Here is a 15,504-nt window from a genome sequence, read left to right on the forward strand (position 1 = left end):
AGGGATTTACCTATATTTACGTTCCTTAATGGAATGAAATTTAATAGAGATAAGGGTTTGATGTACAGGTTATTATTTATATTTACTTTATGTGTTTGTCCGTTTTTTGCTCAGGCGCAGGATGTTTTAAGCAAATTAGAAAAGGAATATAGCCATGCTTCAAATAATACTGCAGAGCAGCTTAATCTGGCTCCCAAATTTGCTACTGCCTTATTTTTCCATAAATTGAAATCCAGATCCTATCAGATTTTAGAAACCAATATTCGCATTGCAGCAAAACAGGCCGATGGGAAATATGCCACCATTTTGTATGCTGTGCAAGCTATGAATTACCGGCTGGATAATAAAGAAGCTGAATCTTCAAAAAGCCTGGAGATGGCAAGGGCGTATAGTTTAAAAACGAGCAGCAATGAAGCGAAAGGCTACTTACAGTATGCTAAGGGATGGATTCTAATACGTAGTAATAAAACGGCAGATGCCGTTGCCGCTTACCTGAAAGCCATTGACTATTACGAAAATTCGCCAACTACTTCTACACTATATGGGAGATTTGGCAACGCAGCGAAAGAATTGTCCACTATTTATTCCAATCTTAATGAATACCAGCTTGAAGAAAAATATAGCAAACAGTTTTTGCTGTTAGCATCCAAACAAAATGACCCCAATCTTATCTTCGATGCTTATATGCGAATGGGGTATGTGTATGAACAAAAGTACATTCAAAATCCATCAAATACGGAACTGAGAAATAAAACAGAACAGTATTATCTGCAGGCTATTACAACTTTTAACAAGAATAAAGATGCCATGCTCAACAGGAGCAGCCTTTCCTATGCTGCCATCAACCTAGCGAATTTGTATACGGGTTTTGACAGCGATAAAGCAATGCAGTATGCCCAGCTGGCCAATAAGGTCAGTCTTGAAACCGGTGATGCTATTCATATTGCTTCTTCATTTGGGATTCTGGCAGAACTGGCTCTACAGGATAAAAATTATGATTTAGCCAAATCTTATTTTTTAAAAGCCTCCATGGAGATTGGAAAAAGCCCGGTGAGAGATCATAATATAGAATTATCTATTCTTGAATCTCTATCCAGAATTAGTGAAGAGCAGGGGAATTACAAAGAAGCGTTGACTTCTTATAAAAGTTATGTTGATAAATACAAAAGTGTTTACGACCAGGAAAAACTGGATATTACCAAAAGATTAGAATCACAGTTTGATAAAGAGAGACAAGAACAGAAATATATAAAACTGCAGCTGGAAAGTGACAAGAAAGCACAGGAAATTAAGTTGATCAACATTCTTCGGGCACAGCGTGAACAGGTCTATAACAACTTAAAACTGGTGGAAGAAAACCAACGGGAACGACTGAAGTTTTCAGAACTTGAATCAGAGAAAAAAGAACAGCAGCTTCGTTTGGCAAAACTGGAAACCCAGCAGAAGAATAACGATATTAATAATTTCAAAAAGCTACTGGCATTCAAGGAAAAGATTAATACTTACTACATTTTTTTTATTATCTTTTTTATTGTTCTGATCCTCTTATTGCTCTATGCCTATAAGCAACGTGCTAAGTCTATGAAACAAAGAGACGAATTGCATGCCCTGGCTATGGAAAAAGAGAAACAAAATTCAAAAATTTCCACACTTACAGCATTGCTTGAAGGGCAGGAACAGGAACGAGGCCGTCTTGCCCGTGATCTTCATGACGGATTGGGAGGTTTGCTTTCAGGAACTAAACATCAACTGTCTTATTTAAATCCTCATCAATCTGAAAATATAGAGGAGGGAATTTCAAAATCGATTGATCAGATTGATGGAGCTGTAGAAGAGTTAAGACGGGTAGCGCATAATTTAATGCCTGATTTATTAACGAAATACGGTTTGGAAGTAGCCATTCAGGAGTTTGCTTCCCGCATATCCAATAATGCATTAGAGATCCATACCGAATTTATCAATTACAGTAATTCCATATCACAGGAAAAGCAGCTGATTATATACAGAATTATTCAGGAATTGGTCAACAACGCGATAAAACATGCTGATACATCCGAAATTATTGTTCAGATAAGTGAAGAAGAAAACCTATTAAATCTTACAGTAGAAGATAATGGTAAAGGTTTCGACCATACAAGCCTAGATGTTAGAAAAACAGCAGGGTTTCACAATATAGAATTAAGAGTCCAATTTTTAAAAGGAACGATGAATATCACCTCCGAATTGAATATTGGTACCAGTATAGAACTTCAAATTCCCATTCATTAAACATGATAAAAGTAGCCATAACAGATGATCATCCACTTCTCTTAGAAGGACTGAAGAATATTTTAGGAAACAGCAATACGATAGATGTTGTAGATTGTTTCAGAAACGTTTCTGAAATGAATGCAGGCCTGGCAAAACAAGCAGTCGATATTTTGTTGCTGGACATCAATCTGGTAGATATCAACAGTATCGAACTGATTAAACCATTGAAGAAAAAGTATGGAAATCTGCAAATTATTATGCTTAGCGTTCACAATGAACTGCCTGTAATTAACAGTACTCTTGCTGAAGGTGCTTTGGGATACATTCAGAAAAATGCTTCGGTTTCCGAAATCCTTGAAGGGATTACTGCCGTATATGCAGGTAACCGGTTTTTATGCTCACAAACCAAGTCTGTTCTGGAGAAAAAAAATGGAGGTGGATTAAATCAGGTTCCGAAACTGACACGAAGAGAAAAGGAAATTTTAGCCGAAGCAGCAAAAGGACTTACAACCAATCAAATGGCAGAAAAGCTCTTCATAAGCCCGCACACGGTAGAAAGCCACAGAAAAAACCTTATTGAAAAATTTCAAACCTCTAATCTTAGTTCTGCTATTAAACTGGCCATAGAATACGGTTTGGTGATCGAATAAAATATTCATCCAGCAAAAAGGTCTGCTTACATCGTAAAAGCAGACCTTTTTTTATATAATCAAATAATTGGGTGTGTACTCATTAATCTTTGAACCTCAAAGCAGCCTGAAACAGGTTTTTCTTTCCTACTAAATCATATTCGTCGTTATATGCAGGCTCATACATTAATATGAAAACGCTGCCGTCAAAATCCTTTAAATCAATGGGCTGATCCACCATGATGTCATAAAAACGAGTAATGGTACGTGTAGCTGTCCATTGTTTTGCATTACCTTTAGGATTTTTATCGAATCTATGATCTTTCGCATCAGTATAATACCAATACGAAGGCGCCGAATCCATTAAAAACATTTCTTTGTCCTTATTATACAGCTCCTCCGCCATACCCGTATTCTGAAACCAGGGAATCTCGGTGTTCAAAACGCCCAGAGCTCCGGCATAAATATCTTTATTTGTAGTGGCACCCACTAAAAACCCTTCCAGATTGGAGGACGTAATTTCAAATTGGAAGGTTGATTTTTTCAGGTCGTAGACATCATTTACAGGTTTAATTACTTTTCCGTCCTGTTTAATAACTACCTTCAGCGATTGTGCAAAAGTTATAAAACTTAGTAAACAAAAAAGAATGGTCAAACTTAATTTTTTCATTGTTCTCTTTAAATATTAGCGCAAAGATATTAGACTTTAATACCATATGCACTGGCTGGTTTCAGGGGTTTTTAGTGATGGAAGCACGAAGTTATTGAAGTTCTATAACGGAATTTCAGGCGTATGTTGTTCATTTCTGATGTTTTGTTCTGTTGATTGCATCCCACAAAAACAACCATAGATGATATAACGATTTGATTTAATATTTTCATTTTCTCTATTTTGGGCAAATGTATCAGTATTCAGACCAGCAGCCAACAAAACCGCCTGATATAGGGAATAAATGGCCGAAAACAGGGATATATTGAATGGCAGAATTTGGACAATTTTACCAAACGATAAACTAAGTATTGTAAATTATTTATAAAAAATGAAAAACGTAATAACCAGCCTTTCAGTTGTGATTGTTTTGTTAGCTTCCTGTTCACCTGCTACAGAAAAAAAAGTGGAAAAAGTGGCTTCTACGGATGCGAAAACAGCTCGGGTACCTGCATCTGGCCCGGAAAAAAATAATAAATCAAAATCAGAGATTCCAAGTGATTTCTCTACATTGGTTCCTATTGATGTATTGAATGGTAAAAGCACAAGTGTATATGAGAAATATGGGATAGAATTCTCCGGCAACTGCTATTCATGCGATTTAGCAAGCTTATCCATCACAAAGAATAAAATAATATGGACAAACGTTTGCGATGAAAAAGATACATTTGAAATCAGTGATTTCTCATTCTCTAATGAAGGAAACAAAACTGTTTTTAAAACATCAGAAAGAACTTATATTTTAACTCAAATAGATAAGAAAGCGCCTGTTTATGAATTGGTAATAGAAGGCCAGAAACTGGAATTAAAAAACAAAAGAGTATCCAAATATTTCACCACCCAAAAAGCTTTGCCCCTTTTTACAGAGCATGATTGCGGTGATTTTGAAGGATAGTAAAGCCTTATAAGTATTTAAAATAAAAAACCTCAAATTGCTTTGAGGTTTTATATGTAAAATAATGACTTAATTATTTTGCCGGTTTTTTAGGACTCATCATCATAATCATCCTTTTTCCTTCAAGTTTAGGAAGCTGGTCTACTTTACCTACATGCTCTAGTTCCTGAGCTAGTTTTAAAAGCAAAATTTCTCCCTGGTCCTTAAAGATAATCGAACGTCCTTTAAAAAATACGTAGGTTTTTAGCTTAGAACCTTCTTCAAGGAATTTTTCAGCATGCTTCTTCTTGAATTCATAATCATGGTCATCAGTCTGAGGTCCGAAACGGATCTCTTTTACAACCACTTTTACTTGCTTAGCTTTAAGTTCCTTCTGTTTTTTCTTTTGCTCATATAAGAATTTTTTGTATTCTAATATTCTTGCAATAAAAGGTTCAGCCTTATCAGAAATTACTACTAAATCCAATTCCTGGTCCGCAGCAATCTGTCTTGCTTTGTCAATTGGATAAATTCCTGGCTCTACGTTATCGCCCACCAAACGAAGCTCTCTCACACGAATTTTATCGTTGATCAAGTGTAAGTCCTCCTGTACAGGACGTCTTTGTGGGCCCCTGTTGTTAAATCTTTGTGCTATTGTATTATAATTTTATTGGTTAATTACTTAATTTAATTTGATTCAAATATTGAAAAATTGAAAAATTCCGTTACTATATTAACTTTTGAATCCTTCAATCTTTTAATTTTAAATTATATGGCTGCCTCCTTTTTAAAGTAAGCAACGAAATCCTCCAGTTTCATCACTCCAAGATCTCCTTCTCCACGTCTTCTTACAGAAATCGTGCCTTCTTTTTCTTCATTTTCTCCCACTACAAGCATGAAAGGAATCTTATTCAATTCTGCATCACGGATCTTCTTACCCGTCTTCTCGTTTCTGTCATCAATCTGACCGCTAATATCGTGATTTTCCAAAAATTGTGAAACTTTTTTTGAATAATCTACATATTTTTCACTGATCGGTAGAATAATAAACTGATCCGGGCTCAGCCATAATGGGAAATCACCTGCTGTATTTTCCAGCAAAATAGCAATGAAACGCTCCATAGAACCAAATGGTGCTCTGTGGATCATTACCGGTCTGTGTTTTTCATTATCATTTCCGATATAATGAAGATCAAATCTTTCAGGAAGGTTATAATCTACCTGGATGGTTCCCAGCTGCCATTTTCTTCCCAAAGCATCTTTCACCATGAAGTCAAGTTTAGGACCATAGAATGCGGCTTCACCATATTCTACAACTGTTTTTAATCCTTTCTTCTGAGCTGCATTGATGATTGCGCTTTCTGCTTTCTCCCAATTTTCATCAGAACCGATATATTTTTCTCTGTTTTCAGGATCTCTTAAAGATACCTGCGTTACAAAGTCTTCAAAACCTAATGATTTGAAAACATAAAGAGTTAAATCAATTACTTTTTCAAACTCTTCAGAAAGCTGATCCGGAGTACAGAAAAGGTGGGCATCATCCTGAGTAAATCCACGAACTCTCGTTAAACCGTGAAGCTCTCCACTTTGCTCATATCTGTATACTGTACCGAATTCTGCATATCTCTTAGGCAAATCTCTGTAGCTCCATTGTGAAGTTTTATAAATTTCACAGTGGTGAGGGCAGTTCATTGGCTTCAGCAAAAATTCTTCTCCTTCATTCGGCGTTTTGATCGGCTGGAAGCTGTCTGCTCCATATTTATCCCAGTGTCCTGAAGTTACATACAATTCTTTTGCTCCGATGTGAGGAGACATTACGAATTCATAACCTCCTTTTTTCTGAGCCTCAGAAAGGAAATTTTCCAATTTTCTTCTTAAAGCAGTACCTTTTGGTAACCAAAGTGGTAAACCGGCACCTACTTTTTCAGAGAATGCAAAAATTCCAAGTTCTTTACCTAATTTTCTGTGATCTCTTCTTTTAGCTTCCTCCAATCTTTCAAGATATTCAGTAAGATCTTTCTGCTTAGGGAAAGAAATACCATATACTCTTGTCAATTGAGGGTTCTTTTCATTTCCTCTCCAATAAGCTCCTGCTGCATTTAAAATTTTAACTGCCTTTACAATTCCCGTATTCGGAATATGGCCGCCACGACATAAGTCTGTGAAATTATCATGCGTTACAAAAGTGATTTCTCCATCATTAAGATTAGAGATCAGTTCTACTTTGTAAGGATTGTCTGCATATGTTTTTAAAGCATCTTCTTTAGAAACCGGATAAAGAGAGAATGTAGATCCTTTCTTTGCGTTTTCTAAGATCTTTTTCTCAATCTTTTCAAAATCTTTTTCAGATAAGCTTTCATCCCCGAAATCTACATCATAGTAGAATCCACTTTCGATGGCAGGGCCAATCGTCAACTTAGCATTAGGATAAAACTCAAGGATAGCCTGTGCCAAAAGGTGGGCAGAAGAGTGCCAGAAAGCCTTCTTTCCAAGATCATCATTCCAGGTCAAAAGCTGTACCGTAGAATCCGTGGTTATAGGTGTGGTTGTTTCTACTTGTTTGTCATTAACAATTGCGGAAATGGTGTTTCTAGCCAATCCCTCGCTTATAGATTTTGCCACATCTAGAGGAGTCACTGCTCCCTCGAATTCTTTGACACTATTGTCTGGAAGTGTAATTTTTATCATTGTTTACTAAGAAATTTTAAGATGCAAAAATACGGATTTTTTAGATAAAATACTATATTAGCACATATTTAGAATGAGAATTAATATTAAAAAATGAAAAAAAGATGCTGGTTTTTGTCTCATCGAATTCCATATTCGGTTTATCATAGAAAAATACTTCAGAATTTCCCGTTTTTATTTCCTTGCTATTAAGACTCATTTTCTTTTTGAAACTCTTTAAAAACAAACAAATTACACTTCAATATGAATACTATAAATGTTGATTTGCACTGCGATTTGCTTTATTACCTGTTAGGATCCGGTTCTACAATTGATGATAAAGAACTGGGCTGTTCGTTGCCTTATTTACAGGATGGAAATGTAAAACTTCAGATCATGGCGATGTATGCAGGAACAGGAGCGGATAGTACAGTTTACGGCCTGGAACAAAGTAAATTATTTTCAAGCCTGATTAAAAACGAGAATTTTTTCCTTTTTAATCATGATAATTATGAAGCTTCGGAAAATAAAAATCGAGTAGGAGTCATTGCATCTATTGAAAATGCATCTGCTTTCTGTGATGAGAATCAAAGTCTTGATTCCGGATTCAAAAACCTGGAAGCTATTATTGAAAATACCCAAAAAGTCCTTTATATTGGCATTACTCATCATCTTGAAAACCGTTTCGGAGGTGGAAATAATGCAACAGCAGGTTTAAAAGATGACGGAAAAGCTTTACTCGATTATATTGCAGACCGGAAAATTGCTATTGACTTAGCACACACAAGTGATCAGCTGGCTTATGATATCTTCACTTATATTGATCAGAGAAATTACTCAATTCCTATTCTGGCAAGCCATTCTAACTATAGATCTGTTTATAAAAGCAACAGGAACCTTCCTGATGAACTGGCGAAGGAAGTCATTAAAAGAAAAGGTTTGATTGGACTTAATTTTGTGAAGGATTATGTAGATCTTGAAAATCCCAAGAGGCTTTATGAACACATCCAATATGGATTGGATCTTGGCGGAGAAGACAGTATTGCTTATGGAGCAGACTATTTTTATTGGAAAGATCATCCGGACAAATCCCGTCATCCTTTTTTCTTCCCTGAACATTCCAATGCATCTGTATATCCACAGCTTAATAAGGAAATTGAAGAACGATTTTCAGCTGAACTGTTAGAAAAAATAAGCCATAGAAATGCTCTGAATTTTATTGAGAATATATATAAATAAAACAGAATATAAGATAATTTTATTCTCTTGCTGATTTAGCTGATTGCACAAACGCAATAAAACAACAGCAGAATCAGCAAAAGATTTTTTAAAAAACTAACAGTTTTTAGTATTCAATTTTACATTAGATAAATAAGTGTAATTGTTTTAAATATAATTCTTTAGTGTGTTTTAATTAATGCTTTCTTTTATATTTTACTTTCTGTTTGATAATTTCAATTACATCTACATTCTGTACTTTAGATTTGATCCATCCATGAATATCAATATAAAATAATGACCGTCTGTAATATTCATTTTTAGAAAACGCTTCCAGCTTTTTATCAAAACTTTCAAATGCTTTCTGCCTTTGATCCAAAACCTGATTATTAAGATTCTTAAAAAACTGAATGCTCTCAAAATGGAACTCTTCCGGCTTTTTCATTTTTTTAGCAAATTTTAAAGTAGAAGTGATAAATTCATCATAATCTTCATCATTGCCTGACTCATATTTTGCCATTAAAATCAGAATCCTGGTATGGAACAGTAGATCTTCCTGTACATTTCCCTTAGACTCTATGACCCTCATAGAATATTCAATCGATTTTTCGAACATTTTACTGCCGAAAAACATAGCGGCCATTTTCAGATAGAGAATCATAAAATGGTGTTCATCAATTCTTTCTCTGAGTTTTTCCATTTTTAATTCAACTTCAGGAATAAGCTTGGTTCCTGTAAAAAATTCCCCTTTTACAAAGTGGATATTCATCAGCGTATTATAATGGGTAAGAAAAATAAGAGACTGAAGATTCTCATTCTGGATAAAATTCTCCGCATGTACCATTTTATTAAAATTCGCGAAATGCTCCTCCAGAATATCAATATTTCCATACAAAAACAGGATCTTCAATAGATACGTATTCCCTTTAATATACCAAACCGGGTGGCTGTATATCATTTCAGGCTTTTTATGAAAAAGATCAACCCACTGATAAGCATATTTCAAGGTATATTTATAATCCTGCAACAGCTGGTTTTTCCAGACATGAGCTTTATAATACCAAAGTTTTTCAGTGAAGTTTAGCTTTTCAGGGTCTATATTTTTAATTTGGGCATTAAAAACATCCATCACTTCCTGCCGGTCTGTATCATTTTTTACATAGCCGTGGGTAAGCATTTCACTATATAATTTTAGAGAAAGATTAGACAGTTTTGTGGTATAACGATTCTGTTTGCTGATCTCCTGAGATTGTTTGATAAGCTCTTCGGCGCGGCCTTCAATACTTCGGGTAATGAATTGTGATTCAATTACTTTTTCAAGGTCTATGATTTCAGAAGCGATACTTTTTTCATCCAGTTCCAGTGCAGACTGCTTCGTTTTGTCCAATATCTTTAGAGCCTGCTTGTAAAGTCCTTTCTGATACAGAATATTGGCAAAATCCAACTGTTCACGAAGTTGAATTCTATAGTTCTGATGGCTCGGGTTCATACGAAGGCTTACGAGAATCTGTTTGTAAAGATGGGCTTTAAGATTGGAAAGCTGTTGTTTGGTAGAGATTTTTTTCTCAATAATTACACTTTCATCATATTCCTTCATTTTATCCATTTCGGAAAAGAGCAGCAGAAATTTGGCATCTACATTAATTCCGAGACGGTTCACATATAACTTAAACTGTCGTTTTTCAGAGGTGGTCAATGACTTTACCAATACAAACAAAAAATCTTTCTGCAATTCTGCCATTGTAAATTTTTATAAATTAAAACACTGATTAATAAATGGATACGATTGTTTTTTCAACTGTTGAATATTGTAATTTTCAAAAAAATTGAAAATGAGAAAATATTGCAAACAGTAGTTTTGAACCAAAATTAAGTAAAAAACTTCACTTATGGATTCCGAAAAAATTGAAATTTTTGATACAACACTAAGAGATGGGGAGCAGGTTCCGGGATGTAAACTAAATACGGAACAAAAACTGATTATAGCTGAAAGGCTTGATGAGCTAGGGATTGATATCATTGAAGCAGGATTTCCAATTTCCAGTCCCGGAGATTTTGAATCTGTTTCAGAAATTTCAAAACTGGTAAGAAAAGCTAAAGTATGCGGGCTGACAAGAGCAAATAAAAAAGATATTGATACCGCAGCGGAAGCACTGAAGTATGCAAAGAGACCAAGAATACACACCGGAATCGGAACTTCCGATTCTCACATTAAATATAAATTCAACTCAACAAGAGAAGATATTATTGAAAGAGCTACGGAGGCTGTAAGGTATGCCAAAACTTATGTGGAAGACGTAGAATTTTATGCTGAAGATGCAGGGAGAACAGACAATGAATACCTGGCACAGGTTTGTGAGGCAGTTATCAAAGCAGGAGCTACTGTGCTGAATATTCCTGATACAACCGGATATTGCCTACCGGAAGAGTATGGTCAGAAAATAAAATACCTGCGAGAAAATGTAAAAGGAATTGAAAAAGCGGTGCTTTCATGCCATTGCCACAATGATCTTGGACTAGCTACTGCCAATTCTATTGCCGGAGCCATCAACGGAGCCCGCCAGATTGAATGTACAATCAATGGATTAGGGGAAAGAGCTGGTAATACGGCGTTGGAAGAAGTCGTCATGATTTTAAAACAGCATAAAGATTTGAACCTGCATACCGATGTGAATTCCAGAATGCTGAATGAAATGAGTGCAATGGTCTCTGATCTGATGGGGATGTCTGTACAGCCCAATAAAGCTATTGTAGGGGCTAATGCCTTTGCTCACAGCTCAGGAATTCATCAGGATGGTGTAATTAAAAACAGAGAAACATATGAAATCATTGATCCTGCGGAAGTAGGAGTGAATGCTTCTTCAATTATTCTTACAGCCAGAAGCGGTCGTTCGGCATTGGCTTATCGTTTTAAGCATATCGGTTACGAGGTTACCAAAAATGAGCTTGATTATTTATATCAGGAATTTTTGAAAATTGCTGACCTTAAAAAAGAAATAGGCAACGATGACCTAAGCATGATGATGGATTCTTTCAGTAGAAAAATAGGATAGGTTTGATGTAAAATCAAGATAAAGTAAACAATGAACAACAGTAAAAAGACACTTTTTGATAAAGTTTGGGACGCTCACGTGGTAGAAACCATTCCTGACGGACCTCAGATCATTTATATAGACAAACATCTTATCCATGAGGTAACAAGTCCTCAGGCCTTTGCAGAACTGGAATCCAGAAATCTGGAAATATTCAGACCAGAACAGATTGTAGCTACTGCAGATCACAATGTTCCTACTTTGCATCAGGAACAGCCGATTAGAGACGAACTTTCAAGAAATCAGGTAGAACAGCTTACGGAAAACTGTAAGAAAAATAATATTGAGCTTTTCGGATTAGGGCATCAATATCAGGGAATTGTTCATATCATTGCTCCGGAATTAGGAATTACCCAGCCGGGGATGAGTATTGTGTGTGGTGACAGCCATACATCTACGCATGGAGCATTTGGATCTATTGCTTTTGGTATTGGAACCAGCCAGGTTGCGCAGGTATTTGCGAGCCAGTGTCTGCTGTTGAACAAGCCAAAATCAATGAGGATTACAGTCAATGGCAAATTGAATGAAAATGTTCAGCCTAAAGATGTGATTCTTTATATCATTTCAAAAATAGGAACAGACGGAGGAACAGGATATTTCTGTGAATATGCAGGAAATGTATTTGAAGAAATGTCAATGGAAGGAAGAATGACAGTCTGTAACATGAGTATTGAAATGGGTGCCAGAGGCGGAATGATTGCTCCTGATGAAACCACTTTTGAGTACGTACAGGGAAGAAAATTCGCTCCAAAAGGAGAAGACTGGCATGAAAAAGTAGCTTATTGGAGAACCCTGAAAACAGATGAAGGAGCTGTTTTTGATGAAGAACTAAGTTTTGATGCTTCAGATATCTATCCAATGATTACTTACGGGACTAACCCTGGAATGGGTATTTCAATCCGTGAAGTTATTCCGGCGCCTCAGAACGAATCTGAAGAAAAAGCATTGAAATATATGGGACTGGAAGCCGGACAGGCAGTTAACAGTATTAAAGTTAACTATGTTTTCATAGGAAGCTGTACCAATGCAAGAATAGAAGATTTCCGTTCTGCGGCCCAGTATATTAAAGGAAAAAACAAATCTGATGCTGTAAAAGCACTGATTGTTCCCGGTTCTCAACAGGTGGTAAAACAGATTTATGAGGAAGGTTTAGATAAAATATTCAATGATGCAGGATTTCAGATCCGCCAGCCGGGATGTTCAGCATGTCTGGCGATGAATGATGATAAAATTCCGGAAGGAGAGTATTGTGTTTCCACTTCCAACAGAAACTTTGAAGGCAGACAAGGACAAGGTGCAAGGACGATTCTTGCCAGTCCGCTTACTGCAGCAAAAGCAGCAATAGAAGGTAAAATTTCGGCTTTTGAAAGTTTAAACTAAACAGATTAAGAGTACATGCAAAAATTAGTTGTTTTAAAATCCCGCGCAGTTCCATTGCCGGCAGAAAATATAGATACAGACCAGATTATTCCGGCAAGATTCCTGAAAAGTATAGACAGAAAAGGTTTCGGAGAAAACCTGTTCAGAGACTGGAGGTTCAATATTCATACAGGAGAACCTAATCCAGACTTTGTTTTAAACAATCCTAAATTCGATGGTGAGATTCTGGTAGCAGGAAATAACTTCGGTTGTGGAAGCAGCCGTGAACATGCAGCCTGGTCTTTGACGGATTATGGTTTTAAAGTAATTGTTTCCAGTTATTTCGCTGATATCTTCAAGGGAAATGCTCTGAATAACGGACTTCTTCCTGTAAAAGTTTCTGAAGAATTTTTAAAAGAAATTTTAGAAGGAATCAATGAAAATCCCGACAATGAAATTGCTATTGATGTGGAACTACAGTCTATCAGCTTCAAAGACACTACTGAAACCTTTGAAATCGATTCTTACAAAAAAATATGTCTGCTAAACGGCTATGACGATATTGATTTTTTAATCAGCAGAAAGCAGACGATCACAAATTTTGAACTAAAGACACAAAAAACAAATGAACAACAATTATTTTAAAATCGCGGTTCTTCCCGGCGATGGGATTGGCCCGGAAATCATCAGTGAAAGCATTAAAATATTAGATGTTATTGCTGAAGCTTTTCAATGTAAATTCCATTTTGACTATGGATTAATTGGGGCAGAAGCTATTTTTAAAACAGGAAATCCTTTGCCTGAAGAGACTTTAAAAATCTGTAAAGAATCTGATGCCGTACTTTTCGGAGCTATTGGTGATCCGGTTTTTGATAATAATCCTGAAGCAAAAGTAAGACCGGAACAAGGGTTGTTGAAACTTCGCAAAGAGCTGGGGTTGTTTGCGAACATTCGTCCTCTAAAAACCTATGCTTCTTTAATTGATAAAAGTCCGCTCAAAAGAGAGATTATTGAAGGAGCTGATATCCAGATTTTCAGAGAACTGGTAAGCGGAATCTATTTTGGCGAAAAATTTACAGATCCCGACGGAGCGTATGCTTATGATGTCTGCAAATACAGCCGTGAAGATATTATTCCGATTGCGCATATGGCATTTCAGGAAGCTCAGAAAAGAAAGAAAAAGCTTACCCTTATTGATAAAGCGAATGTGCTGGATACTTCAAGATTATGGAGAAAAACATGCCAGGAAATTGCACCAGAATATCCTGATGTGCAGCTTGATTATATGTTTGTAGATAATGCAGCTATGCAGCTGATTCTTAATCCTAAGCATTTTGATGTTATTTTGACTGAAAATATGTTTGGCGACATTATTTCTGATGAAGCAAGTGTAATTGGAGGGTCTATCGGATTGCTGCCATCTGCTTCGGTAGGAGAGAAAAATGCTTTGTTTGAGCCTATTCATGGATCTTATCCTCAGGCCAAAGGAAAAGGAATTGCCAATCCTGTTGCCTCTATTTTAAGTGTGGCCATGATGCTGGATCATCTTAATTTACAGGTTGCAGCAGATAAATTAAGACAATCTGTAGAACATGCTATTGAAAACAAGTATGTTACCATTGATCTTAATACCAAACAGTATTATTCAACAAGTGAAGTGGGAAGCTTTATTGCCGACCATATCAGATATTCTGAAAATTCATATTACAATTTTGAAAATATAAAGATCGGAAAATCAACCATTGTATAGAAACAAAAGTTCATTTAGATAGTTAGAAAGAAAAGTTCCGTCTCATACGAGGCGGAACTTTTCATTTTTACTTATTAATAAGCTTTATCAGCTATTTTTACTATTTCGTATTATCCGTTTTTCCTGACTTGTTTTTTGAAGATTTCTGAATATCTTCTTTATCAATATCAGGTGGATTGGTTTTTTTGGATGCTGCAGGAATATTCTGGAAATCCTGGTTTTGCTTTTGGGTTTCTGCCGTGTTGGCAGATTCTTTTTTGTTGGTTTTTCCTTTTTTATCCATGACTTTGAATTTTAAATAATATGGATAATATCATTCAAAGGGTTTGCCAAACAGAAATATTTTATCCTAAAGTCCCAGAATACCAATTTTTCCGGTTTTATCCTCAATAGTGTAATTTAAAGCTTTTGCCAAAACGAAAACATTATTCAGGTTTTCCATCAATTGTTTACGCCCTTCACTTCTCAACTGATTTTGATCAATTGATTTTTCTGCAGTTTCCTTAGCTTTCTGAGTAACGTTTTTAATATCTTTTTCCGAAATTCTGTTGATAAAAGAATCATCTAAAGATTGAATCTCAACACTCGGAGTGATTCTGATCTCAGCATCAGGAAGTTCTGTAATAACCAGTTTTTTATTGATGGAATCTACTTCAATCTTCATTTTATTAAGATCATAAGAAACCTGTGCATTGGTCTTTGTATAAGTAATAATGCTGTTGCTGGAAACTTCTTTCCCGAATACTTCATAACCCATTTTGGTTTTCTGCATACTGGAAGTATTCTGTTCCATAACCACCATTTTATTCATCTTGGAAATCTGATTGGTCAGGATATAATAATCCGACTGCTCAGTTTTAGTTCCAAAATTCAGACAGGATTTCAGACCAAAAAACAGAAGTACCATAGCGCCGGCACCGGCTGCAAAGGATAGTATTGTTCTATAATTTCTCAAA

14 protein-coding genes are annotated in these 15,504 nt (G+C 35.9%); 8 read left to right on the forward strand and 6 right to left on the reverse strand.

The window, feature by feature from the left end:
• Window positions 1-33: 33 nt before the first annotated feature.
• Both KIK00_RS03855 and KIK00_RS03860 read left to right on the forward strand, forming a co-directional pair.
• Window positions 34-2,268 carry a histidine kinase gene (locus KIK00_RS03855; RefSeq protein WP_255815240.1) on the forward strand — a complete coding sequence of 745 codons (2,235 nt, stop codon included), beginning with the start codon at window positions 34-36 and terminating at the stop codon, window positions 2,266-2,268.
• 2 nt (window positions 2,269-2,270) lie between these two features.
• Window positions 2,271-2,900 carry a response regulator transcription factor gene (locus KIK00_RS03860; protein WP_255815241.1) on the forward strand — a complete coding sequence of 210 codons (630 nt, stop codon included), beginning with the start codon at window positions 2,271-2,273 and terminating at the stop codon, window positions 2,898-2,900.
• Between the two features lie 82 nt (window positions 2,901-2,982).
• On the opposite strand, the gene KIK00_RS03865 is transcribed toward KIK00_RS03860, so the two are convergent.
• Complete coding sequence (locus KIK00_RS03865; protein WP_255815242.1) at window positions 2,983-3,549, reverse strand: NusG domain II-containing protein; 567 nt, start codon at window positions 3,547-3,549, stop codon at window positions 2,983-2,985.
• Window positions 3,550-3,919: 370 nt separating this feature from the next.
• Here KIK00_RS03865 and KIK00_RS03870 point away from each other — a divergent pair, with 370 nt between their 5' ends.
• Window positions 3,920-4,483, forward strand: a complete 564-nt coding sequence (locus tag KIK00_RS03870; protein ID WP_255815243.1) for a hypothetical protein — start codon at window positions 3,920-3,922, stop codon at window positions 4,481-4,483.
• Window positions 4,484-4,556: 73 nt separating this feature from the next.
• On the opposite strand, the gene infC is transcribed toward KIK00_RS03870, so the two are convergent.
• Window positions 4,557-5,057, reverse strand: a complete 501-nt coding sequence (gene infC, locus KIK00_RS03875) for a translation initiation factor IF-3 (protein ID WP_185097810.1) — start codon at window positions 5,055-5,057, stop codon at window positions 4,557-4,559.
• Between the two features lie 173 nt (window positions 5,058-5,230).
• The gene (gene thrS / locus KIK00_RS03880) at window positions 5,231-7,150 is read right to left on the reverse strand and encodes a threonine--tRNA ligase (protein ID WP_255815244.1); all 1,920 of its coding nucleotides are present in this window, start codon (window positions 7,148-7,150) and stop codon (window positions 5,231-5,233) included.
• A 243-nt stretch (window positions 7,151-7,393) separates the two neighbouring features.
• Here thrS and KIK00_RS03885 point away from each other — a divergent pair, with 243 nt between their 5' ends.
• A complete protein-coding gene (locus KIK00_RS03885; protein ID WP_255815245.1) occupies window positions 7,394-8,368 on the forward strand; it encodes a dipeptidase in 975 nt (324 codons plus the stop codon).
• 175 nt (window positions 8,369-8,543) lie between these two features.
• Here KIK00_RS03885 and KIK00_RS03890 read toward each other — a convergent pair whose 3' ends face one another.
• A complete protein-coding gene (locus KIK00_RS03890; protein ID WP_255815246.1) occupies window positions 8,544-10,088 on the reverse strand; it encodes a hypothetical protein in 1,545 nt (514 codons plus the stop codon).
• Window positions 10,089-10,236: 148 nt separating this feature from the next.
• Between KIK00_RS03890 and KIK00_RS03895 the strand changes: the two genes are divergently transcribed.
• Genes KIK00_RS03895 through leuB form a run of 4 tightly spaced genes read left to right on the forward strand, consistent with a single transcriptional unit; the run spans window position 10,237 to window position 14,548 of the window.
• Window positions 10,237-11,400 (forward strand): 2-isopropylmalate synthase, encoded by a 1,164-nt coding sequence (locus tag KIK00_RS03895; protein ID WP_255815247.1) that lies wholly within the window; start codon window positions 10,237-10,239, stop codon window positions 11,398-11,400.
• Window positions 11,401-11,430: 30 nt separating this feature from the next.
• Window positions 11,431-12,819: a 3-isopropylmalate dehydratase large subunit gene (gene leuC, locus KIK00_RS03900; RefSeq protein WP_255815248.1), complete on the forward strand. Its 1,389-nt coding sequence runs from the start codon at window positions 11,431-11,433 to the stop codon at window positions 12,817-12,819.
• 15 nt (window positions 12,820-12,834) lie between these two features.
• Window positions 12,835-13,443, forward strand: coding sequence for a 3-isopropylmalate dehydratase small subunit (gene leuD / locus KIK00_RS03905; RefSeq protein WP_255815249.1), 609 nt, complete (start codon window positions 12,835-12,837; stop codon window positions 13,441-13,443).
• Complete coding sequence (leuB, locus tag KIK00_RS03910; RefSeq protein ID WP_255815251.1) at window positions 13,424-14,548, forward strand: 3-isopropylmalate dehydrogenase; 1,125 nt, start codon at window positions 13,424-13,426, stop codon at window positions 14,546-14,548. Before leuD ends, leuB begins: the two co-directional genes overlap by 20 nt.
• A 100-nt stretch (window positions 14,549-14,648) precedes the next feature.
• Here leuB and KIK00_RS03915 read toward each other — a convergent pair whose 3' ends face one another.
• Together KIK00_RS03915 and KIK00_RS03920 are read right to left on the reverse strand one after the other, a co-directional pair.
• Window positions 14,649-14,831 (reverse strand): hypothetical protein, encoded by a 183-nt coding sequence (locus KIK00_RS03915; RefSeq protein WP_047384965.1) that lies wholly within the window; start codon window positions 14,829-14,831, stop codon window positions 14,649-14,651.
• A 66-nt stretch (window positions 14,832-14,897) separates the two neighbouring features.
• Window positions 14,898-15,503: a DUF4230 domain-containing protein gene (locus KIK00_RS03920; protein ID WP_255815253.1), complete on the reverse strand. Its 606-nt coding sequence runs from the start codon at window positions 15,501-15,503 to the stop codon at window positions 14,898-14,900.
• Window position 15,504: the final 1 nt, after the last annotated feature.

This window comes from Chryseobacterium sp. MA9 (genome assembly GCF_024399315.1).
Classification (GTDB): Bacteria; Bacteroidota; Bacteroidia; order Flavobacteriales; family Weeksellaceae; genus Chryseobacterium.